General features: G+C 42.9%; 21 protein-coding genes and 1 tRNA gene. 9 read left to right on the forward strand and 13 right to left on the reverse strand.

Features of this window, described 5'->3' with window-relative positions:
• The first annotated feature begins 11 nt into the window (after window positions 1-11).
• The 6 genes from PGR74_RS03385 (at window position 12) to PGR74_RS03410 (ending at window position 4,101) form a co-directional block, all read left to right on the forward strand.
• Window positions 12-842, forward strand: a complete 831-nt coding sequence (locus PGR74_RS03385; RefSeq protein WP_052649405.1) for a DUF4271 domain-containing protein — start codon at window positions 12-14, stop codon at window positions 840-842.
• A gap of 12 nt (window positions 843-854) precedes the next feature.
• Window positions 855-1,616 carry a uroporphyrinogen-III synthase gene (locus tag PGR74_RS03390; RefSeq protein WP_041503201.1) on the forward strand — a complete coding sequence of 254 codons (762 nt, stop codon included), beginning with the start codon at window positions 855-857 and terminating at the stop codon, window positions 1,614-1,616.
• Between the two features lie 18 nt (window positions 1,617-1,634).
• Complete coding sequence (rnpA, locus tag PGR74_RS03395) at window positions 1,635-2,090, forward strand: ribonuclease P protein component (protein WP_270516696.1); 456 nt, start codon at window positions 1,635-1,637, stop codon at window positions 2,088-2,090.
• Complete coding sequence (gene yidD / locus PGR74_RS03400; RefSeq protein ID WP_235375055.1) at window positions 2,071-2,271, forward strand: membrane protein insertion efficiency factor YidD; 201 nt, start codon at window positions 2,071-2,073, stop codon at window positions 2,269-2,271. Before rnpA ends, yidD begins: the two co-directional genes overlap by 20 nt.
• Before the next feature lie 56 nt (window positions 2,272-2,327).
• Window positions 2,328-3,977, forward strand: coding sequence for a S41 family peptidase (locus PGR74_RS03405; RefSeq protein WP_270516697.1), 1,650 nt, complete (start codon window positions 2,328-2,330; stop codon window positions 3,975-3,977).
• A 53-nt stretch (window positions 3,978-4,030) separates the two neighbouring features.
• Window positions 4,031-4,101: transfer RNA gene (locus PGR74_RS03410), tRNA-Gln, on the forward strand.
• 436 nt (window positions 4,102-4,537) lie between these two features.
• On the opposite strand, the gene PGR74_RS03415 is transcribed toward PGR74_RS03410, so the two are convergent.
• The 3 genes from PGR74_RS03415 to PGR74_RS03425 all read right to left on the reverse strand — a co-directional run bounded on the left by PGR74_RS03415 (window position 4,538) and on the right by PGR74_RS03425 (window position 7,812).
• Complete coding sequence (locus PGR74_RS03415) at window positions 4,538-6,169, reverse strand: dipeptidyl-peptidase 3 family protein (RefSeq protein ID WP_270516698.1); 1,632 nt, start codon at window positions 6,167-6,169, stop codon at window positions 4,538-4,540.
• A gap of 246 nt (window positions 6,170-6,415) precedes the next feature.
• Complete coding sequence (locus PGR74_RS03420) at window positions 6,416-7,240, reverse strand: outer membrane beta-barrel protein (RefSeq protein WP_052634549.1); 825 nt, start codon at window positions 7,238-7,240, stop codon at window positions 6,416-6,418.
• 53 nt (window positions 7,241-7,293) lie between these two features.
• Window positions 7,294-7,812, reverse strand: a complete 519-nt coding sequence (locus PGR74_RS03425) for a hypothetical protein (protein WP_041503204.1) — start codon at window positions 7,810-7,812, stop codon at window positions 7,294-7,296.
• Window positions 7,813-7,904: 92 nt separating this feature from the next.
• Here PGR74_RS03425 and dusB point away from each other — a divergent pair, with 92 nt between their 5' ends.
• A complete protein-coding gene (dusB, locus tag PGR74_RS03430; RefSeq protein ID WP_270516699.1) occupies window positions 7,905-8,936 on the forward strand; it encodes a tRNA dihydrouridine synthase DusB in 1,032 nt (343 codons plus the stop codon).
• Here the strand turns inward: dusB and PGR74_RS03435 are convergent.
• Both PGR74_RS03435 and glpK read right to left on the reverse strand, forming a co-directional pair.
• Complete coding sequence (locus PGR74_RS03435; RefSeq protein ID WP_270516700.1) at window positions 8,886-9,626, reverse strand: MIP/aquaporin family protein; 741 nt, start codon at window positions 9,624-9,626, stop codon at window positions 8,886-8,888. The genes dusB and PGR74_RS03435 overlap by 51 nt on opposite strands.
• 128 nt (window positions 9,627-9,754) lie before the next feature.
• On the reverse strand, window positions 9,755-11,251 hold the full coding sequence (glpK, locus tag PGR74_RS03440) for a glycerol kinase GlpK (RefSeq protein WP_041503207.1): 1,497 nt from the start codon (window positions 11,249-11,251) through the stop codon (window positions 9,755-9,757).
• 154 nt (window positions 11,252-11,405) lie between these two features.
• On the opposite strand from glpK, the gene PGR74_RS03445 reads away from it, so the two are divergent.
• Window positions 11,406-12,014: a nitroreductase family protein gene (locus PGR74_RS03445; RefSeq protein ID WP_270516701.1), complete on the forward strand. Its 609-nt coding sequence runs from the start codon at window positions 11,406-11,408 to the stop codon at window positions 12,012-12,014.
• Between the two features lie 54 nt (window positions 12,015-12,068).
• On the opposite strand, the gene gltX is transcribed toward PGR74_RS03445, so the two are convergent.
• The 8 genes from gltX to pyrH all read right to left on the reverse strand — a co-directional run bounded on the left by gltX (window position 12,069) and on the right by pyrH (window position 20,171).
• Window positions 12,069-13,589 carry a glutamate--tRNA ligase gene (gene gltX, locus PGR74_RS03450; protein ID WP_270516702.1) on the reverse strand — a complete coding sequence of 507 codons (1,521 nt, stop codon included), beginning with the start codon at window positions 13,587-13,589 and terminating at the stop codon, window positions 12,069-12,071.
• Window positions 13,590-13,601: 12 nt separating this feature from the next.
• Window positions 13,602-13,883 (reverse strand): hypothetical protein, encoded by a 282-nt coding sequence (locus PGR74_RS03455; RefSeq protein ID WP_041503210.1) that lies wholly within the window; start codon window positions 13,881-13,883, stop codon window positions 13,602-13,604.
• Entirely contained in the window at window positions 13,883-14,017 is a 135-nt protein-coding gene (locus PGR74_RS03460; protein ID WP_262509239.1) for a hypothetical protein, read from the reverse strand. The genes PGR74_RS03455 and PGR74_RS03460 overlap by 1 nt, the downstream gene beginning before the upstream one ends.
• A gap of 55 nt (window positions 14,018-14,072) precedes the next feature.
• Complete coding sequence (locus tag PGR74_RS03465) at window positions 14,073-15,212, reverse strand: 1-acyl-sn-glycerol-3-phosphate acyltransferase (protein WP_041503212.1); 1,140 nt, start codon at window positions 15,210-15,212, stop codon at window positions 14,073-14,075.
• A gap of 179 nt (window positions 15,213-15,391) precedes the next feature.
• Entirely contained in the window at window positions 15,392-16,591 is a 1,200-nt protein-coding gene (locus PGR74_RS03470; RefSeq protein ID WP_041503213.1) for a pyridoxal phosphate-dependent aminotransferase, read from the reverse strand.
• A 221-nt stretch (window positions 16,592-16,812) separates the two neighbouring features.
• Entirely contained in the window at window positions 16,813-17,511 is a 699-nt protein-coding gene (locus PGR74_RS03475; protein ID WP_041505263.1) for a Crp/Fnr family transcriptional regulator, read from the reverse strand.
• A gap of 18 nt (window positions 17,512-17,529) precedes the next feature.
• The gene (gene dxs / locus PGR74_RS03480; protein WP_442985413.1) at window positions 17,530-19,407 is read right to left on the reverse strand and encodes a 1-deoxy-D-xylulose-5-phosphate synthase; all 1,878 of its coding nucleotides are present in this window, start codon (window positions 19,405-19,407) and stop codon (window positions 17,530-17,532) included.
• 59 nt (window positions 19,408-19,466) lie between these two features.
• Entirely contained in the window at window positions 19,467-20,171 is a 705-nt protein-coding gene (pyrH, locus tag PGR74_RS03485) for a UMP kinase (RefSeq protein WP_041503216.1), read from the reverse strand.
• Between the two features lie 144 nt (window positions 20,172-20,315).
• Here pyrH and PGR74_RS03490 point away from each other — a divergent pair, with 144 nt between their 5' ends.
• Window positions 20,316-21,047: a glycosyltransferase gene (locus PGR74_RS03490; RefSeq protein WP_041503217.1), complete on the forward strand. Its 732-nt coding sequence runs from the start codon at window positions 20,316-20,318 to the stop codon at window positions 21,045-21,047.
• Window positions 21,048-21,075: the final 28 nt, after the last annotated feature.

Consider the following 21,075-nt stretch of genomic DNA (forward strand, 5'->3'; position numbering starts at 1 on the left):
TAATGTTATTCATGCGTGGAGAACAAGTTGATACGTTGCATTTGCCATTAACAGGAACATCGGCAGATTCTGTTATTCGGCCTGTTTCTCTTTTTGAAAAAAAGGTATCTGTAAGGGAAGAATTTCTGTTTGACACCATTGCATCCTCAACAGCTCCTATCGGTTCATGGAAGGATGTTCCCTTGAAAGGACAACAAGATGTGGATTTTATGTCCGGGGTATTGTTGTATACGATTATCTTTTTAGGACTGTTGGCGTTTATCCGATTGAGAGGGAAAGGGCTGTTCTCCGGTTTATTCGGTTTCTTTTTTAAACAGAAAAACCAGGAGAAAGTATACACGGAAGGACTTCGTCCCAATTATTTTTTTCTGTTTATAACGTTTTGTCTTTCTGCTTCCGTTCTTTCTATATTTTTGGTTTACCTGATCAATGGCGATTTTATTTTTGACGACTCTGTTCTTGTTTTTGCTTTCCTTGCGGGATATCATTTGCTCTTGATCGGTTTTATTCGTCTTTTGGGGTGGACGTTTAATGCTCGTTATTGTGCCAAAGAGATGGTTACAAACTTGTGGGTTTACAATACGGTGATTGGATTAATGATTTCTCCTTTTGTTATCGCGTTGTTTTATGTCCGTCCGACTTCCGTTCAGCCGTTGATTTATTTTATTTTTACCATATTTTCTATCTATTTGATTTTTAGATTTATAAGATTGATTAAAATATTATTTGAATATAGAGTTTCAATTTTATATATGATTTTGTACCTTTGTGCGCTCGAAATACTGCCATTTCTTGTAATATACAAGATGTTGGAAGAGATAATTGAAGCAAGTGTTAATTAAAAACATACAGCATTGAGGATCAAGAAAATATTAGTTTCGCAGCCTAAGCCAACAACAGAAAAATCTCCCTATTTTGATTTGGCTGAGGAGTATGGTTTGAAATTAGAGTTCAAATCTTTTATTAAAGTGGAGGGTGTCTCCGGGAAAGAATTTCGGCAACAACGAATCAATATACTTGACTATACGGCCATTGTTTTTACAAGTCGAACGGCTATTGATCATTTTTTTAGGATTTGTAACGAGTTGAGAGTTGTCGTACCGGACACGATGAAATATTTTTGTATTTCCGAGTCAGTGGCTTTCTACTTGCAGAAGTATATCGTATATCGGAAAAGAAAGATTTTCTATGGCGATAAAAAAGTAGAGGATATGACCAAGGTTTTGTTGAAGCATAAGACAGAGCATTTTTTTGTTCCTCTCTCCGATGTGCATAAAGAAAACGTGCCGGGATTGTTAGACGAATTGCATTTAAAATACACGAAGGCTGTTTTATATAAAACGGTAGCGAATGATCTCGTGGATGAAATTCCTGATTTGAAGGAGTTCGATATTATTGTATTTTACACTCCGGCGGGAATAAAATCTTTATTTCAAAACTACCCGAATTTCGAACAGGGTACGACAGTGATTGCCGCTTTCGGCCCGGCGACAGCAGAAGCAGTGGAAGAAGCGGGTTTGAGGTTGGATATTAAGGCGCCCACGGAAAAGGCGCCATCCATGACGATGGCTTTGGAACAGTTCATTAAGGCTTATAATAAAGAGAATAAGAAGTGATAAAATGGACATCGGACGATGTCCATTTTTATTCTGTTTGTGATCATGAATCGAGAGACAATAGGATATACGTTTTGTAAGGCCGAGCGTTTGTGTAGTAGAAGTCGTTTTGAGCGTCTCCTATCGTCGGGTTTTAGCTTTATCTCTTATCCTTTGCGGGTGATTGTATACGTGTCGGAACGAGAGGAAGAGGAATTTCCTGCCCGGATGGCTATCAGTGTTTCTAAAAAACGTTTTAAGAGAGCGGTAAAGCGTAACCGGGTAAAACGTTTGGTACGGGAAGCCTATCGATTGAACAAGTTTCGTCTGTATGGAAATATTCCGGAGAACGAAACATGGAATATGTTATTTATTTATCTGAATGATTCGATTGTGAAGTACGATAAAATTGAAAAAGCAATAACAGGTGCCTTTAAGAAAATGGAAACTCATATTAAAAAGGATCGTGATAGGAATGTTGTTGATACCCCTTAGGTTTTATCAGCATTGTTTATCGCCTTTAAAGCCTCCCACTTGTCGTTATACGCCCACGTGTTCCCAATACGCGATAGAGGCCATACGAAAGCATGGCCCTGTAAAAGGACTGTGGTTGGCCGTCAAACGGATAGGTTCCTGCCATCCTTGGGGTGGTTCGGGATACGATCCTGTCCCGTGAATTTGTAATATTCCGGAATATGTATTATTTTCGTTCTTATGTAATAAACTAAGGTTATGAATAGAAGTACGCGTATCGTCCTGAGCATTCTCGGTGTTTTCATCTTGGCATTGGGAATTTTAAGTTTAAAGGAAGATGAAAAACGTTTTGAAGTCAGTAAAGGTTTAAATATTTTCGCGACCCTTTTTCGGGATGTGAACCTTTTCTATGTCGATGAGATAGAACCGGAAAAATTAGTACAGACTGGAATTGATGCCATGCTGAAATCGCTGGATCCTTATACGGTCTATTATCCGGAATCGAAGATGGATGAATTCAAGATGATGACAACGGGAGCTTACGCGGGTATCGGTTCGGTTATCAGTATGAAAGACGACTATGTGGTGATTCGGGAGCCTTATCGGAATTCCCCGGCCGATAGAGCCGGACTCCTGCCGGGTGACTTGATTCTTGCCATAGACGGGATGGATATGAAAGGGAAAAATACGGAATTTGTCAGTCAGCATCTGAAAGGGCAACCGGGAAAAGAGGTTACGATAAAGATAAAGCGCTTGGGAGAGGAGAAGCCTATGGAGGTGAAGGTGGTCCGGGAAAACGTTCAGTTACCGAGTGTTCCTTATTACGGTATGTTCGACGATAAGATCGGTTATATCTATTTTACCGGCTTTACGGATAAGTCGGCGGAAGATGTGCGTCGGGCTATCATGGATTTGAAACAGCAGGGGGCGGAGTCTTTGATTTTGGATCTGCGTGGGAACGGCGGAGGTTTGTTGGATCAGGCTGTGGAAATAGCTAACTATTTTTTACCTCGCAACACATTGGTAGTTAATACGAAAGGAAAGATAAAACAATGGGATAAGGAGTATTTTACTTCCAATAATCCGATCGTCCCCGATATGAAACTGGCCGTTTTAATCGACCGTTCTTCTGCGTCCGCTTCTGAAATTCTTTCCGGTTCTTTACAGGATTACGACCGGGCCGTGATTATTGGAGAACGTTCTTTCGGTAAAGGATTGGTTCAGACGACCCGTGATTTGGTATATAATACGAAATTGAAGGTAACCACGGCGAAATATTATATCCCGAGCGGCCGTTGCATACAGGCCGTGGATTACGCTCACCGGAATCCGGACGGAAGCGTGGGCGCCATACCGGATTCTTTGATTACGGCTTTTAAAACGAAAGCTGGACGTACCGTGTATGATGGGGGAGGTATTGCTCCGGATGTAAAAATAGAACCGGAAAAATACGCTAAAATTACGCAGGAATTGGTAATAAAGGATATGATTTTTGATTTTGTCAATCAGTATGCCTTAACGCATCCTTCCCTACCTGCTCCGGCTACCTTTGAGTTGACGGATGACATCTATAATGACTTTAAAAAGTATTTGAAAGAGCATCGGTTTGAATATGAAACGGCATCGCAAACGGCTTTGGATAAGTTGGTCGAAACGGCTAAGTCCGAAAAATATTATGATCAGGTAAAAGGTCATATAGATCGTTTAAAAGCCGAGTTGGGTCACTCCATCGACCGGGATCTGGATTTGTTCCGGAAAGAGATCGGCGAGATCCTTTCCGACCAACTGATGGGACGGTATTATATGCAGGATGGAGTGGTTGAATACCGGATGAGACATGACCGGGATGTGGCCAAAGCTGTCGAAGTGCTTTCCAATGAGGAGGAGTACCGGAAAATTTTAAAATAAAAGTAGGCAGTAGTTTTTGATTTTTCAAAAAACTACTATATTTGCAGCGCAATTGCCCTATGGTGTAATGGTAGCACTCCAGATTCTGGTTCTGTCTGTCTGGGTTCGAGTCCTAGTGGGGCAACAAGCTGAAAAATATCCCTTGTAACGTTTAAGTTAGAAGGGATATTTTTTTAATAGGATGGGGGGAGCGTTTTTATAAATAGTTTAATCGATACGTCTCTTTTGAATAACATCGAACCCTTCACTCGCTTGTCCGTAACCGAATATAAGTCTGATCCTTCTATTTTTGATCGTACTGTTTTTTTCCGTGTTAATATGAATATTGTTATCTTTTATAAAGACGGTAAACCAATCTCCCGTTATTGTATCGTTATTATGCTTAACTTCATAGATTGTAATAGAATCAGCTATAGGATAATCACAAAGACGATAAAAAATACAGCTTCATTGTGTCGTATCGATTCGACGGTGGTAAAACAAAAAAGAGGGTATGAAAATAAAAGCGCTGTCCGTCCGGGACAGCGCTTTTATTTTATATATGGTCTTAGGGCCGATTGTTATTCCGACACCAAAACGGTTTTACCTTGTTTGAAGAAGATATCTTTCGGTATTCCGGCTCCGGCGATTTTATCCAAATCTTTTTGGAGGGATGGAGGGATAACTCCTTTGGCTGCAATCAAGGCTTGTGCGCCGGCGATGTCTCCGTTACCTTGCAAGGTAATGTATTCCCCGGCGATAACGCCGATGTCTTTTTTCATTTTTTCAAAATCGATGGTATAGTATCCGGTCGTTTCGTCTTTCGTGATGGCTCCGCTTTCCATGAAATGGTTAAATTGAAGCATGTTGGCTTTCCCGTGTGCGCTGGCTGCACCGAACCGCACGGATCTGAAAATGCCGGCCACGAAAGTAACGTAGTTGTCCATCAAATCTTTGTCTTTCAGAATGCCCCAATCGGCTAACTGAGTGAGGCAATACAACCCGAGGATATCGGCTTTGGCCTCTTCGATTGAAGTATAAGTATTTTGTAAAGCGGAGCGAACCTCCTGCTTATCCTTGATCGTGTAATTGACGCCGAGACCGTGTGCCACTTCATGGAACATGGTGTTTTCAAAGAAGGCATCTCCTTTCACGTGTTTTTGTTGTTCCGGAGTGATCACTAATTTGGAAATAGGAACCACCATCGTCTGGAATTTGGCATCCATCGAGTTCTTGAGCTGCAATTTGCGACTTCCTTTGGCAGCGTGTACTCTCGGATCGTTCGGAAGGTTGATGGCTATATTTTTACTGCCGGCATTGCAATCTCCGGCATAATAAATTACGTCGTAAGCGTTTAAATCGGCGTTGGCATTGGCCTTCTCCTGTTTATAAGCGGACGGTACCGGAAGATTTTCTTGTAATTTGGGTAAATATTGGGCGTATAAGGAGAGCTTTTTACTCCACTCTTTGTCTTTGACTAAAATCTGACCGGAATGTGAAGCCTTGTAACCGAAAAGTTGGTCTTCATAGGTTTCGATCGGACCTACTACAAAATCTAAGGTGTTGTTTTGCATATCCATCCACGCTAAATCGCTGGCGAGATAATCGTCTGTCAAAAGAGCCTGGGAGCGTAGTTCCAAATACTTTTTCAATCCCGGATCTTCTGCTAATTCCGCGGCTTGTTTTAGTAATTCCGCGGCTTTAGCCGTCTCTTCGGGATAAGCCTTGTGGAACGGCACGACAATCAGCTGGCCGGAAGTATCCCGTCTGATAACGCTGTACCAATCGGTTTTCCGTGGATCTTTCAATGCCTGGAACTCCTCTTTGGTCATGTCGGCCGGGTAGAAATTGGCTCCTAAAGGTTTAGGGCCTACACCTTCGATAAAAGGTTTATTGTCGTTTAATCGATCCCATGGTCCGTAGTTGATTTTGATATATTTCTGTGCATAGGGATCCGGGTTTTGAGCGAGTAATTCTTCTTTATCTCCATAAGCATTTTGCCAGAAAATCTCTTCCATGATGTCCGCGACCTCGATAAGGATGGGGAGCATTTTTTTCTCGTTTTCGGTTAGCTTACTCATGTCTGTCGTGAGTGTAAACTCGGCGTATTGGTCGGCAAGCGGCTTATAAGGGCTTTCTTTGGTCTCCTTTTTGGCCTCTTTACAAGAGAACGCAAAAGAACCTAAAAGTAAAAATAGGAATAGTTTTCTCATTTTGGGTAGTGTTTTTAAGTTATGCCGGCGAATTTATAAAAAGGAGGGGATTATTTGTTATAAAACGAGAAAAAATTGCTGTTTGCAAAAGAACAATAAAGGATTATCGAAAAGGCTCCTTTTCAATTTGTCCTCTTTTTCATCCGCATTCGGGCTTGAATAGAATCTCACGCGGGAGTTCTACCGAACTGAGTGGGAAAACAGAGTTGTTTCCAGTCGTTGCCGATTACCGGATAGAATAACAGGTCAGAATGTGATGCCTATCCCTATGCTATATGGATGTAGTTCCGGTCCTTTATTGGTTTTAAACATCCGGTTCAGGGAATAATTTCCCCATACGGCCAGATGTCCGTATCCGGCACGAAGAGTGGCATCGACCTTGACCGGGGTCATACTGAAATTCCCGGAATCTTTTAGACGGCGTTTTTTTCCGTCCTCTTTTTTATAGACGACCTTTGTTTTCGTGTGTAACCTCAGACCTCCCGTAAATCCTCCCGATACAAAGGCTTTGATTCTACTCTTACCGGGAAATTGGACTTCGACCAGCAAAGGAATGGTAAGATATAGGTTTTTGAAAGAGCTTTTTTTCACATGCAAATCGGTTAACGGATCGTCATGAATTACTCCGTGTTCATCCTTTACGATCGTATTTTTATGTTTGAAACGAAAACGTTGATACTCCAGGCCGAGTCCGGTTACCAACCCGATGGTGTTGGACGGATTCAGGCGTATGCCTTTCTGGATTAAATTGAATTGCATGACCCATGAATTCCCCTTGTCCAATTCCATGTAAGCGGTTCCTCCGAGTTGGATGTAGTTTGTATTGTCGAAATTGATGAAGCCGAAGAAGAAACCGCTCCAATGACCTTTAAAATAAAGGAAATTGTTGTTTTGATAAGAGTGACGGTGTAACGGATCGCTTAATATTTCCGTCGGGTTGGCTCTTCTTTTTTCTCTTTTTTCCTGTAAATAGATTTGTTTGAATTCCCCTTTCGTCGTATCTGATTTTGTTTTTTGAGCCCATACGGGACAAGCGATTAGGAGAATCGTAAAAAGAAGTATTGTTTTCATGGTGATGAAGATAGTTTATATTGCTGTATTTTTCGTTTTATCTTATATAAAGGTTACGGTTTCGGATTGAAGGAGACAGAATGAAAAAATTTTTCTTTTTGTATGAGAATTTCATTCAAAAGTTTCGATTTTCCCCCGATGACGATTTGGTACATGCAATTATTTCTGAATATAAACCGTTTATAATAGATCATGTTATCTTTGTCTTTCGTTATAGTATAACAGATTTCTTTTATCTCCATATCTTTATGCGGGATGTTTTTTTCTTCTTTGAGGACGGCCGATTCCACTGTCAGGGTCTCTTTTTTCATTTGTTGGTACAATTGCGCTACGGTAAGGTCTTTGAATGTCCCTTTTTCCGTATTCAATTTCGTACATACGACGCCGAATACACAGGTTAGATTTTTGGTTTGGAAAATCCATGATTGAGCACCTTCGATCTCTTTTTTTAAACGTTGGGCATGATTGGGAAATAGAAACGAGAGGTGATCCGGACCTTTGACCCGTATCCATTCGTCACTTGGTGAACTAAAAGTGAGCAGGCCTGCCAAAACAAGGTGAAGTATATGCATATGAATCATTTTATTTTGAAAGTTAAAGATATTAATTATTATTTTTGTGGCCAAACTTATAAATAAGAGATCTCTAAAATTACCTATATCTTATGATTATTGGAGGAAAAAACGTGGGAGAAAGGCCATTGATATTGGCACCGATGGAGGAGGTTACTAATCCTCCCTTCCGTAAATTTTGTAAGCGTTATGGTGCAGACTGGCTGTATTCCGAGTTCGTTTCTGCGGATGCTTTAGTACGTTCCGTGAATAAGACCGTGAAAAAGTTGACGATAGAGGATAGTGAACGACCGGTAACCATACAGATTTACGGACGCTTTATCGAATCGATGGTAGAAGCGGCTAAGATCGTAGAGACCGTGCGACCGGATTTCATCGATATTAATTTTGGGTGTCCGGTGAAACGGGTAGCTGCAAAGGGTGCGGGAGCAGGTATGCTCAGGGATATCCCCTTAATGGTTGAAATGACGCGGCAGATCGTTCGGGCTGTAAATATTCCGGTGACGGTAAAAACCCGTTTGGGATGGGATTGCGATCATATTATGATCGATGAGGTGGCAGAGCGGTTGCAGGATGTCGGAATCAGTGCTTTGGCCATTCACGGAAGAACCCGTTCCCAGATGTACAAGGGAGAGGCTGACTGGGAACCTATCGCCCGGGTTAAAAGTAATCCCCGGATAAGAATTCCCGTTATTGGAAATGGGGATATAGATTCTCCTCGGAAGGTAAAGGAGGCCTTTGAGCGATATGGTGTCGATGGCGTGATGATTGGTCGGGCTGCGATCGGAAAACCTTGGATCTTCAAACAGATAAAACATTATCTCTCCACTGGTGAAGTGCTGCCCGAACTGACGGTAGCAGAACAGATCGATATCATTAAAGAGCAGATACTCTTATCTATGGAGTGGCTGGATGAGGTTCGCGGATTGTTTCACATGCGCCGTCACATGGCTTGTATGTTTAAGGGCTTGTCTCATTTCAGAGATTTAAGGATAGAGATGCTACAAGCCCCTAATATAAAAGTTTTGTGGGAGGTTTTTGACCGGATCAAGGAGAGATATGGCTCCGGAGTATTAAATGGAGAGAATTCCGTAAACGAGGGCGGCGATTCCACACCCAATTAAAGGTCCGAAAACGGGAATCCACGCGTAGTCCCAATGGCTGCTGCCTTTTCCGGAAATGGGCAGGACGGCATGCATGATTCTGGGAGCGAGATCCCGTGCCGGATTGATTGCATACCCGGTGACTCCTCCTAACGAAAGGCCGATAGCCCATACGATGAAAGCCACGGGGATGGCACCGATAGAGCCTAAGCCGATGGGTGCGGTCGTATCCACGTCGGCAATGAGTTCTGCCCCGGTGATATAAAAGACGGAAAACATCAGGACGAAAGTTCCGATTATTTCACAAGAAAGATTGATGATGTTATGCCGTATTTCCGGAGCCGTACAGAATACGCCTAATTTTGTACTCGGATTATCCGTCGCATTAAAGTGATCGTAATAGATAATCCAGACAAGCAGGGCTCCCAGGGCGGCTCCGATCATTTGGGCGATGATGTAGAACGGTACGTCGCTCCAGGGAAATTTTTCCGTGATGGCGAAACCGATTGTGATGGCCGGATTCAGATGAGCCCCGCTATACGGCCCTGCAATTACTACTCCGGCAAATACGGCTAATGCCCAAGCCGTGGTAATCGTGATCCATCCCGCACCGAATCCTTTGGTTTTATTCAATACCACGTTGGCAACCACTCCATCCCCGAGGAGAATCATGACCATTGTTCCGATAAGTTCAGCTGTAAAAGGAGACATGATGATATAATTTTAAATTGAAAATAACGGTTGTAAGTGTTGGATGTAAAGGATATCGAAAGAATTCAGTGATTCAAATGAATCGCCCAATCGTGAAATCACGTAATCACCTCGGATCGGATTTTATGTTACTCTTCCCAGTCGCGTACCCGTTCCACGGCTTTATGCCACATGTGTAAAAGTTGTTTCACATGTTCGTCGGTATCCTGAGGTTCGAAAACCCGGTCGATGCTCCATTGTTCCTGAAGCTCTTCCGTACTTTCCCAGTACCCGGTTGCCAATCCTGCTAAATAGGCGGCTCCGAGGGCTGTCGTTTCCAATACCTTCGGGCGTACGACTTTAGCTTTGCAGATATTACTTTGGAATTGCATAAGAAAGTTGTTGGCTACGGCTCCTCCGTCGACTCTTAATTCCGGAGAGGCTTGTTTCATGTCGTGTTCCATGGCCTGGATCACGTCATATACTTCGAAAGCAATTCCTTCCAAGGCAGCTCTTGCGATATGTTCCGGCGTGGTTCCCCGGGTAATGCCTATAATACCCCCTCGGGCATATTGGTCCCAGTAAGGAGCTCCCAAGCCTGTCAGGGCCGGAACGAAATATACGCCTCCGTTATCGGATAGTGAACTTGCCATAGGCTCGCTGACAGAGGCCGTGGAGATGAGCTTAACTCCGTCTCTCAGCCATTGGATGACTGCACCTCCCACGAAAACACTGCCTTCAAGGGCATAGGTAACTTCTCCTTTAATTTTCCAGGCGATCGTGTTCAATAGGTTATTTTTTGATTTGACCACTTTGTTCCCTGTGTTCATTACCATAAAGCATCCCGTTCCGTATGTCGTTTTCGTCATTCCCGGGGAGAGACAAAGTTGGCCGAAAAGAGCAGCCTGTTGATCTCCGGCAATTCCGGCAATCGGTATTTTGGTGGAGAACAAGGTCGTTGCCGTTTCGGAATAGATCTCGCTGCTGGCTTTTACTTCCGGTAACAGGGATTCGGGAATATGAAACAGCTCCAATAGCTCTTTATCCCATTGTAGCGTGTGAATATTGAATAACATGGTCCGGGAAGCATTACTGACATCGGTAACATGGACTTTCCCTTGGGTAAATTTCCAGACAAGCCAGCTGTCGACCGTGCCGAAACAAAGTTTCCCTTTCTCTGCGCGTTCCCGTGCTCCTTCGACATTGTCTAATATCCATTTGATTTTTGTAGCGGAAAAATAAGCGTCTATGATTAAACCTGTTTTTTCCCGGATCATATCGCCGTATCCGTTTTCCTGCAATTCCTTGCAAATATCGGCCGTCCGCCGGTCTTGCCATACGATGGCCCGGTAAACGGGAATGGAGGTCTCGCGATCCCATATGATCGTGGTTTCCCGTTGGTTGGTGATCCCGATACAGGCAATATCCAAGCCTGTCAGGTTACCTTTGGCGATCACCTCGGCCGCAACCGAAGATTGGGAGTACCAGATCTCCGAGGGATCGTGTTCCACCCATCCGGGACGGGGGAAATGTTGTTCTATCGGTTTTTGCGACATGGCAACCACGTTGCCGTTATGATTGAAAAGCATTGCTCGGGAAGAAGTCGTTCCCTGATCCAAGGCCAGTACGTATTTTTCGGTTTTCATGATTCTGTTTGTTTTATCGTTAGGGCTTATCTTTTCTACGGGATTTAGGATTTTTTGTTACTAATTTTGTTCTGAAAAGCGTATTTAACAAAAGCATAAGCCATACGGGAGGAAAAATGTCCTATCTTAGAATCGGTTTTAAAAGAATATAGAGATGAATAAACGAAGTGCTTTTTATGTTTTATTAGCGGCAGTATTACTTATTGTTATATTAAAGACGTCAGTTATGGGAGAGAGAAACGAAAAGAAGTCGGCTCTTTTGGAGGAGGGTGCGATAGAAACGATTATGGGACGCAAAAGTGTCCGGAAGTATTTGAATAAACCGGTAGAGGAAGAGAAGATTACGACTTTGTTGAAAGCGGGGATGGCTGCACCTTCGGGAAAGGATACCCGTCCTTGGGCATTTGTGGTTGTGACGAAACGGGCTGCGTTGGATTCGATGGCCGCGGGATTGCCTTATGCGAAAATGTTGATTCAAGCTCCTTTGGCTATCGTAGTTTGCGGGGATCCCTCGGTATCCTCCTATTGGTATTTGGATTGTTCGGCAGCCACCCAAAATATACTATTGGCAGCCGAAGCATTGGAATTGGGGGCTGTCTGGACAGCAGCCTATCCGTACGAAGACCGGATGGATGTGGTACGCAGATATAGCCAATTGCCTGAAAATTTGGTCCCGCTCTGTGTTATTCCGATCGGCTATCCCGACGGTCCGCAAAAAGTAAAAGACAAATATGACCCGAATAAAATATCGAGAGTAGAATAAGATAGTGAGATTGGGTGATCCGGCGATTAAAATAATCACTGAATCGCCCAATTTTTATAGGGTTGCTAATGCTTTTCTCAACCGTTTTAGGGTCTCTTCCTTGCCCAATATTTCTATAATGTCGAACATATGAGGCCCGTCCGCAGCCCCGATGATGGCTAAACGGAAAGGATTCATGACTTTACCGAACCCTATCTCTTTTCCGGAAACCCATGTTTTTACGGCTTCTTCGGTATTGGCAGAAGTGAATTCGGATACTCCTTCCAGAATATCGATCAACTCCTGAACAAGGCCCGGCGTCTCCTCTTTCCAACATTTTTTCACCCCTTTTTCGTCGTAAGTTTCGGGCGCTTTGTAGAAGTATCCTGATGAATGATAGATATCGGATACGAAATTAGCTCTCTCCTTTAATAAATGACAGATCTTTTCCAGTTTCTCCCTTTCATAGGATATCCCGTTTTGGATGAGTATTTCATTCAAATCGCGGGCAAGCTCTTTATCGCTTTTCCTGGTCAGGTATTTGTGATTGAACCATTTCGCCTTATCGGGGTTAAACCGGGCACCTGATTTATTAACCCGTTCCAAGGAGAATTGATCGCAGAGTTCTTGTAGGGAGAAAAGCTCTTGATCCGTTCCCGGGTTCCAGCCCAATAGGGCTAACATATTGATGAAAGCCTCCGGGAGGTAGCCGTCCTCCTTGTAGCCATGCCATTTTTCTCCCGTTTCCGGATCGTTAAATTCCATAGGGAATACGGGGAATCCCATTTTGTTTCCGTCTCGTTTACTTAATTTACCGTTTCCTACCGGTTTCAGGATTAGGGGAAGATGGGCGAATTCCGGCATGGTGTTTTCCCAACCGAAAGCCCGGTATAAAAGTACGTGTAGAGGCAGGGAAGGCAACCACTCTTCTCCCCGGATCACGTGCGATATTTTCATTAAATGATCGTCGACGATATTGGCTAAATGATACGTCGGCATACCGTCGGATTTGAATAAAACCTTATCATCCAAAAGCGAAGTATTGAAATGTACCTCTCCCCGGATGATATCGCGTAAATGCAGGTCTTCATTTTCAGGCATTTTAAAACGAATCACGTAGTGGATACCGCTTTCCAACAAATTCTTAACCTCGTCGTCCTGCATATTCAACGAATTTTTGAGATTTTTTCGGGTAGCGGCGTTATACATGAATGTCTCTCCTTTAGCCTCGCTTGCTGTCCGTTGTGCGTTTAGTTCTTCGGCACTATCGAAAGAGTAGTATGCATTTCCGGATTCTACTAATTGTAACGCGTACTGCTTATACAGGGATTTGCGTTCACTTTGACGGTAGGGACCGTATTCTCCTCCGACACCGACACCTTCGTCCACGGTCAATCCGCACCATTTTAATGATTCTATGATATATTCTTCGGCTCCGGGTACATACCGGTTTTGATCCGTATCTTCTATTCTTAAAAGGAAATCACCACCGTGGTGGCGAGCGAATAAATAATTGAATAGGGCCGTTCTGACACCTCCTAAATGGAGTGCACCCGTGGGGCTGGGAGCAAATCTTACTCTAACTTTTCTGTCCATTTTTCAGTTTATTTATTGTAATTGATTATTATCGTCTTTTTCTTCGGTCTCCTTTTCCCGGTCCAATAGATTTCGAAAAAGATCTTTGGCGTATTGAATGGCAAAACGTTCGGCGTCGGCTTTCGCGTGGAATCCGCTTCCGATTTGTTCCGCGTAACTAAACGGGGAATCCGGGCTCTCCGTTAAAAGAAACAAGGTGTAATTTGAATGATGATCCCGGCTTTTACTGGTTAATCCAAACCAGAACTCCATGCTTTTCCCTCCGGCATAGATTCGACGTCTGAATTTGTACATTACAGGTTACGTTTATTAGGGTTTTTAAAACTGGTGATCGAAACGGCAATAGCGATAGATGCCATTGCGGCGATGTTAACGTAAACGGCGGTACGGTCTCCTCCATGAAACAACGAGAGAACACTTGAGATCATAATTAGAAATGCTGCAAGTATCAGTAGGTATCGAGATATACGCATAAGATCGAAGTTATTGTTTGTTTCCTGTCGTGGCGTTTTTTACCGGATTGGCGTAAATTTCCAGAAAAATATTATTTAAAACAGAGCGGTTTCCGTTAAGACGTTCCATCTTTTCTGTCATCACCTGAATAAATTTCTCTTTTTCTTCCTTCGAATATTTCGAGGAAAAACGGGTTGTCCCGTGGAGTAAATCGTAAGCTATATAATTATTCGGCCATAACTTGAATCCGGAATGAATTTTAGAATCGATATAGGTCGCTAATTCCGCTATCCGATCTCCATTATTCGATTGGGCATCGAGTTCGTCGAGTTCATGTTGAATGGGAGAAGAGATCGTAAAATGTACTCTTCCTTTGTAACCCGAAAGTCCCTGTTGCATGCTTCGCATATCTGCCGCCGGGGTCTTCACGTAATCACCGATACTTTTTTGATAAAGCTCATCGGTTTTTAAATCATCACAGGGTTCCCATTCATACGAGATCGCAATCGGAACAATACGTAGTTCTTTAAAATTGTCGACAAACTCTTTGGGACCGCTCATCTTAAACATTTTGAGCAGACTGTGTTGCGTCCGGTCGTCTCCGTTCTTTGTTCTTCCCTCTTTTTGGGCAATCCACACGGAGTATTCATTTTCGTGAATAATATCCCGGATATAATGTGAACGTAAAGAAGCACTTGAAATCATATCTCTGACCGGTAATCCCCGTTCAATAATGAAACAGGCATTCAACTTTACCAGGTCCGTAACCCATTTATTTATTAACAGGTTACTTCCGATGGCTGCTTCACAGTAATGATCCCCCCGTTTCCTCAATAGCACATTGAGGATGGCAGAGTCGAGGATGATGTCCCTGTGATTGGTCACGAATAAATAGGATTTATCTTTTTCTATGTGTTCCAAACCTACCGCTGTGACGCCGTCTGTTGTTCCGGCGATGAGTCTTTCCATTACCGGTCCGAAGAAGCGGGCTTGGAATTCGTCTCTGGTTGTGATGCCTTCAAGTTTTTTCGCGATAAGGTTTTTATCGATTTTGGTCATATGAGAAAAAAGTTGCAAAAATTCTTCTGCCTGACTGAGACGCTCAACGGCTTCCGGAATCTCTGATCCTATATATGGCCTGATACTATCAAATTGGGGATCTGAAGTCATGTCTTGATCTTAAATTTAGAAATCTTTGGACAAAGATAGATAAAATGTTTGATAAACGAGTATTTGGTTTGCGATATTAAACGAAATGAACGTTCGTTTTACCGGATTTCTAAAAAAAGACAATAAAAAATAATCCTGAAAGACTTCTGTCTTCCAGGATTATATCAAGTAGAAAAATACTATTTTACTCTTCCTGGGTATACTTCCAATGCCTTGGCTAATGTTTCCATCGCTCCTTTCAATTCGGAGATTTTTAAGACATAAGCTATTCTTACCTCGTCTTTACCTAATCCGGGAGTAGAATAGAAGCCGCTGGCAGGAGCAACCATTACGGTTTGCTTGTTGTACTCGAAGTCTTCCAGCAACCATTGAGCAAACTTGTCCGCATCGTCTACAGGAAGTTTAACTACCGCGTAAAAGGCTCCTTTCGGTTTGGGACAAACAACTCCGGGCATCTTATTTAAAGCTTCTACCATGAAATCCCTTCTCTCGATATATTCGTTGTAAACATCCTTAAAATACTCTTCCGGGGTATCCAAAGAGGCTTCCGCCAGGATCTGACCGATAGCGGGGGCGCACAAACGAGCCATGCCGAATTTAAGTGCAGCTGTCAGAACTTCTTTGTTCCGGGTGATTAAAGCCCCTACGCGCAATCCGCATTCGCTGTATCTTTTGGAAACAGAGTCCAGCAATATGACATTTTGCTCTATTCCTTTCAATTGCATCGTGGAGAAATGTTTGTGTCCGTCGTAACAGAATTCCCTGTATACTTCGTCCGAATAAAGGTAGAGGTCGTATTTCTTCACGATGGAAGCCAATTGTTCCAACTCTTCCTGTGAGTATAAGTAACCGGTAGGGTTATTCGGATTCACGATAACGATCCCTTTCGTACGGGGAGTGATCAGCTTCTCAAATTCACTGACGGGAGGCAAGGCGAAGTTGGTCTCTATGCTGGATGTGATGGCTTTTACTTTTACACCGCACATAAGGGCGAAAGCCGTGTAGTTAGCATAGAATGGTTCCGGAATGATAATTTCATCTCCGGGATTTAAGGTAGACATAAAAGCGATGGTGATCGCTTCCGAACCTCCTGTTGTAATCATGATATTGGTTTCATCGATTTGTATACCAATATTTTGATAATATTTAGCTAATTTTTTCCGGTAAGAGAGATTTCCGGCGGAATTCGTGTAAGCGATGACTTTTTCCGTGCAATGTTTTAATGCTTCTAACGCGACATCCGGGGTTTGAATATCCGGTTGTCCGATGTTCAGGTGATATACTTTGATTCCTTTTTCTTTAGCTTTATCCGCAAAGGGAACTAATTTTCGGATAGGCGAAGAGGGCATCGCCATCCCTTTTTCTGATATTTGTGGCATAGATTCGTGTTTAAGATGTTAAGTTTTGTGCACAAATATAATGCTTAATAATTAGAATTATCCTAAAAAACGGAGATTTTAAATGAAGTGATTGGGGGTGATTGAATGATGATGTGATACGGAGATTAAATTCAATTACCGGCTCTTTTATTCTGTAATTCGAACCGTCTGTCTGCAATGATAGCATATTGTACGCCTCCTTGTCAACTGTTCGTGACGAGTTATTCCGCTAATTTTTTTAGCTTGTCGATGTCCAGTAGTTTGATTTTCCGTCCCTTGGATTCGAGAAGGCCTTCGTTTTTCAGGTCGGACAGCAGCCGGATAAGGGTTTCTGTTGCCGTTCCTACAAAGTTGCTCAAATCTTCCCGGGTAACGCTTAATTTTAATGTTCCGTCCTCCTCCAAGCCGAAATCCCCGGCAATTAGTAGTAAGATTTCTGACAGTCTTGATTTGACGGATTTCTGTGCAATATCTTTGATGTAGCGATTGGCATCTCCTAATTCTTTGCAGGCGATTTGCATCATTTCGTAGGCAAAGTTAGGGCTATTGGTGATCATATGCATCAGGGAGGCGTCCGGTATATAACATAAAATGCAGTCCGATAATGTTTCTACGGAAGTACAGGCAGACTCTTTACGGATAACGGAACGAAAACCGAAGATATCACCTTCTTTCCCGAACCGAATAATCTGATCCTTTCCTTCGTTACCTGTCTGGAAAATCTTTACGATCCCGGAATACAGGAAATAACACCCCTTTATTCGAGAGCCTTCTTTGTAGATAAATTCTCCTTTTTTATAATGTTTGATCACGTTATCTGCAAGTAACTTTTCGATTTCCTGATCGGGCACATTCTTAAATGTCTTCTTGAATCTGGCGATGCATTCGATGTTTTCCGGTAATAAGATTTCTGCTTTCATGGCCTGGTTGAATAAACGCTATATCGAACAAATATAATTATAAATTGCTTCCGCATCAAATCCGCATTCTCGATATAATTGCTGTTGACTACCGTGTTCTATAAAATGATCGGGGATGCCCAATCGAATGACTTTGGCCGAATACCCGTGGTCGGCCATGAATTCGAGAACGGCACTACCCAAGCCGCCGATGGTTGTCCCATCTTCCAACGTAATGATTTTGGAGAATTTTTTAAAGACCGTGTGCAGTAACTCCGTATCTAAGGGTTTAAGAAAACGCATATCATAAATTGCAACAGAGTGGGGGGGATTTTTTTCAATTGCCTTTATGGCCTCTCGCCCGATGGCACCGATAGATAATACGGCGACCTCGTCTCCTTCGATAAGGCATCTTCCTTTTCCGATTTCGAGTTCTTTGAACGGAGTCCTCCAATGGAGTGCGGAACCGTTACCGCGCGGATAACGGATTGAAAAGGGACCTTTATCGGGAAGCTGAGCCGTATACATCATATTACGCAATTCTTCTTCATCGAACGGAGCGGCAATCGTCATATTCGGTATGCAACGGAAGTACGCCAAATCGTAGGCCCCGTGATGTGTAGCTCCGTCTGCCCCGACCAAGCCACCCCTATCAAGGCAAAAAATCACCTGTAATTTTTGCAGTGCCACGTCGTGAATAACCTGGTCGTACGCTCTTTGCATAAAAGAGGAGTAAATATTGCAAAACGGGATATATCCCTGTGCGGCGAGTCCGGCGGAAAAAGTTACGGCATGTTGCTCGGCAATACCTACATCGAAACAACGGTCCGGCATCTCTTTCATCATAATGTTGAGGGAACAACCCGTAGGCATGGCTGGTGTAATGCCTACTATTTTTTCATTATTCCGAGCCAGTTCTAAAATAGTATGTCCGAATACATCCTGAAATTTAGGGGGAGTATCGGGCTTGTTTTCTTTGATCAGTTCACCTGTTTCCTTGTTGAATTTTCCGGGGGCGTGCCAGGTGGTCTGGTCCAATTCGGCTTGCTTGAACCCTTTGCCTTTAACGGTAATGCAATGTAGTAATTTGGGACCCTGGATCGCTTTCAGATCCCGGAGTACCTTGATCAGGTGATTTACATCGTGACCGTCCACCGGACCGAAGTATCTGAACCCCAAAGCTTCAAACAGATTACTTTGTTTAAGCAGGAGTGATTTGACACTATTGTCTACTTTTTGAATGAAATTGCGCGCTCCCGGGCTGATCTTATTCAATCGTCCTAAGATTCGCCAAACGTCTTCTTTTAGTTTATTGTAAGTTTTGGAAGTGGAGATATCCAATAAATATTCATTCATGCCGCCGACATTCGGGTCGATGGCCATGTTATTGTCGTTTAAGATAACTAAGAGGTTGGCATTATTTATTCCCGCGTTATTCAATCCTTCGAAAGCCATTCCGCCGGTCATGGCTCCGTCGCCGATCACGGCCACGGAAAGTCTGTCTTTTTCTCCGTTTAATTTGGCAGCTACGGCCATGCCTAATGCCGCGGAAATAGAAGTTGAAGAGTGGCCGGTTCCGAAAGAGTCGTATTCGCTTTCACTTCGTTTAGGGAATCCGCTAATTCCTTTGTATTGACGATTCGTATCGAAATTTTCTCTTCGTCCGGTTAATATTTTATGTGGATAAGCTTGGTGTCCGACGTCCCATATCAGATTGTCGTAAGGGGTGTCGAAAACATAATGCAAAGCTACCGTAAGTTCAACGACTCCTAACCCTGCACCGAAATGGCCGGGATGTTCGGAACATTCGTCTATGATTTTTTGACGGAGTTCCTGACACAGTTGAATTAAATCGTCTTCTGGGACTTTCTTTAAGTCGGCAGGAGAGTTGATAGTTTCTAATATATTTTTATTCACGATCAATAGTCTCTAAAGCGGGAAAAGAGATGCTTTCTTTTCCGTTTAACTCCTTAAATTTAGTAAACGATGGTCCCGATGTTTTCACCCGTCATGACCTTTTTGAGGTTACCGGGGACATCCATGTTGAAAACGATAATAGGAAGGTGATTCTCTTTGCACATGGTCGTTGCCGTTAAATCCATCACCTTCAATCCTCGGGAATAAATTTCGTCGTATGAGATTTTATCGAATTTTACGGCAGTCGGATCTTTCTCCGGGTCGGCAGTATAGATACCATCCACCCGCGTTCCTTTCAACATGACCTCGGCCTCGATTTCTATGGCCCTGAGACTGCTTGCCGTATCCGTGGTAAAATATGGATTGCCCGTGCCGCCGCTGATAATCGTTACATAACCTTCTTGCAGGTATTCCACGGCTTTTGCTTTTGAATAATACTCTCCGATAGGCTCCATGCGTATAGCCGTAAGTACTTTATTCTTACAACCTTCGTTTTCTAAGGCGGAACTTAGGGCAAGGCTGTTGATAACGGTGGCTAACATTCCCATGCTGTCTCCTTTTACCCTGTCAAAACCTTTGTTTGTACCGCTTAACCCCCGAAAAATATTTCCTCCTCCGATGACAATCCCGATCTGAATACCCAAGTTTGCTATTTCGTGAATCTGGCGTGCATAACTCTCCAAACAAGCGGTGTCTATACCGTATTTTTGTTCTCCCATTAAAGATTCTCCACTGAGTTTTAATAAAATTCGGTTATATTGCATATCTTTGTCCGTTTAGTTTTGAAAACAAAATAATCTGAATTATAGTAATAAATTACGATATTGCATGACCGTAAAACGAACAACAAAGCTAAACAATTTTGTCGTAACTATAATTTAATTTATGCATTTAAATTTTTTTGACTTATGAATAGGACCGCAAACTATCAGTTTACCATTATCGTTCCGGTATATAATGAAGAGGGAAATATTTTGCGATTGGAAAAAGAGTTGGGTGATTTTTTGAAATCGGCGGAAGTCTCTTCTTGCGTTTTATTTGTTAATGACGGTTCGAAGGATGATAGCGAGCGGCTGATTCGTGAAGTATGTTCCAGGAACGAAAAATTCTTTTTTATGAATTTGGCCCGTAACGGAGGATTAAGTGCGGCGATGAAAGCGGGAATCGATCACTCCTTTTCACCGTGGGTCGGTTATATCGATGCCGATCTGCAAACGACGCCGGCTGATTTCAATCGTTTATTGGAATACGTGGACGAATACGAGATGGTCATGGGGATTCGGACCGGAAGAAAAGATAGCTTGGTAAAGAATATGTCTTCTAAAATAGCGAATGGTTTCCGTCGTATGATGACTCATGACGGAGTGGAAGATACCGGATGTCCCCTGAAGATTTTACGTACGGATTATGCCAAACGGATTCCTTTTTTCACGGGAATGCACCGTTTCCTTCCGGCTTTGATTCAGCTTCAGAACGGAAAAGTAAAACAGGTTCCTGTAAAACACTTTCCCCGGATTGCAGGTAAATCTAAATACAATTTGACGAATCGGTTGGTAGGTCCTTTTAAAGATTGTTTTGCTTACCGTTGGATGAAAAAGCGTTATATCAATTACCAAATAGCGGAAAATAACTTACAATAGGGAGTAATCAAAGGTTTAATTTAAAGTT

The organism is Sanguibacteroides sp. AM78-02pH3A (assembly GCF_027666085.1).
Classification (GTDB): domain Bacteria; phylum Bacteroidota; class Bacteroidia; order Bacteroidales; family Marinifilaceae; genus Gabonibacter; species Gabonibacter massiliensis.

Excerpts from the sequence above, each read along its gene's own strand:
- PGR74_RS03420 (WP_052634549.1), bottom strand. The coding sequence starts at position 7,240 with ATGAAAACAATACTTCTTTTTACGATTCTCCTAATCGCTTGTCCCGTA.
- PGR74_RS03475 (WP_041505263.1), bottom strand. The coding sequence starts at position 17,511 with ATGAAAGCAGAAATCTTATTACCGGAAAACATCGAATGCATCGCCAGA.
- PGR74_RS03415 (WP_270516698.1), bottom strand. The coding sequence starts at position 6,169 with ATGAGAAAACTATTCCTATTTTTACTTTTAGGTTCTTTTGCGTTCTCT.
- PGR74_RS03445 (WP_270516701.1), top strand. The coding sequence starts at position 11,406 with ATGAATAAACGAAGTGCTTTTTATGTTTTATTAGCGGCAGTATTACTT.
- PGR74_RS03455 (WP_041503210.1), bottom strand. The coding sequence starts at position 13,883 with ATGTACAAATTCAGACGTCGAATCTATGCCGGAGGGAAAAGCATGGAG.
- dusB (WP_270516699.1), top strand. The coding sequence starts at position 7,905 with ATGATTATTGGAGGAAAAAACGTGGGAGAAAGGCCATTGATATTGGCA.
- PGR74_RS03470 (WP_041503213.1), bottom strand. The coding sequence starts at position 16,591 with ATGCCACAAATATCAGAAAAAGGGATGGCGATGCCCTCTTCGCCTATC.
- yidD (WP_235375055.1), top strand. The coding sequence starts at position 2,071 with ATGTTGTTGATACCCCTTAGGTTTTATCAGCATTGTTTATCGCCTTTA.
- PGR74_RS03490 (WP_041503217.1), top strand. The coding sequence starts at position 20,316 with ATGAATAGGACCGCAAACTATCAGTTTACCATTATCGTTCCGGTATAT.
- PGR74_RS03465 (WP_041503212.1), bottom strand. The coding sequence starts at position 15,212 with ATGACTTCAGATCCCCAATTTGATAGTATCAGGCCATATATAGGATCA.
- gltX (WP_270516702.1), bottom strand. The coding sequence starts at position 13,589 with ATGGACAGAAAAGTTAGAGTAAGATTTGCTCCCAGCCCCACGGGTGCA.
- PGR74_RS03425 (WP_041503204.1), bottom strand. The coding sequence starts at position 7,812 with ATGCATATACTTCACCTTGTTTTGGCAGGCCTGCTCACTTTTAGTTCA.
- PGR74_RS03405 (WP_270516697.1), top strand. The coding sequence starts at position 2,328 with ATGAATAGAAGTACGCGTATCGTCCTGAGCATTCTCGGTGTTTTCATC.
- PGR74_RS03460 (WP_262509239.1), bottom strand. The coding sequence starts at position 14,017 with ATGATCTCAAGTGTTCTCTCGTTGTTTCATGGAGGAGACCGTACCGCC.
- PGR74_RS03385 (WP_052649405.1), top strand. The coding sequence starts at position 12 with ATGCGTGGAGAACAAGTTGATACGTTGCATTTGCCATTAACAGGAACA.
- pyrH (WP_041503216.1), bottom strand. The coding sequence starts at position 20,171 with ATGCAATATAACCGAATTTTATTAAAACTCAGTGGAGAATCTTTAATG.
- glpK (WP_041503207.1), bottom strand. The coding sequence starts at position 11,251 with ATGAAAACCGAAAAATACGTACTGGCCTTGGATCAGGGAACGACTTCT.
- PGR74_RS03435 (WP_270516700.1), bottom strand. The coding sequence starts at position 9,626 with ATGTCTCCTTTTACAGCTGAACTTATCGGAACAATGGTCATGATTCTC.
- rnpA (WP_270516696.1), top strand. The coding sequence starts at position 1,635 with ATGTCCATTTTTATTCTGTTTGTGATCATGAATCGAGAGACAATAGGA.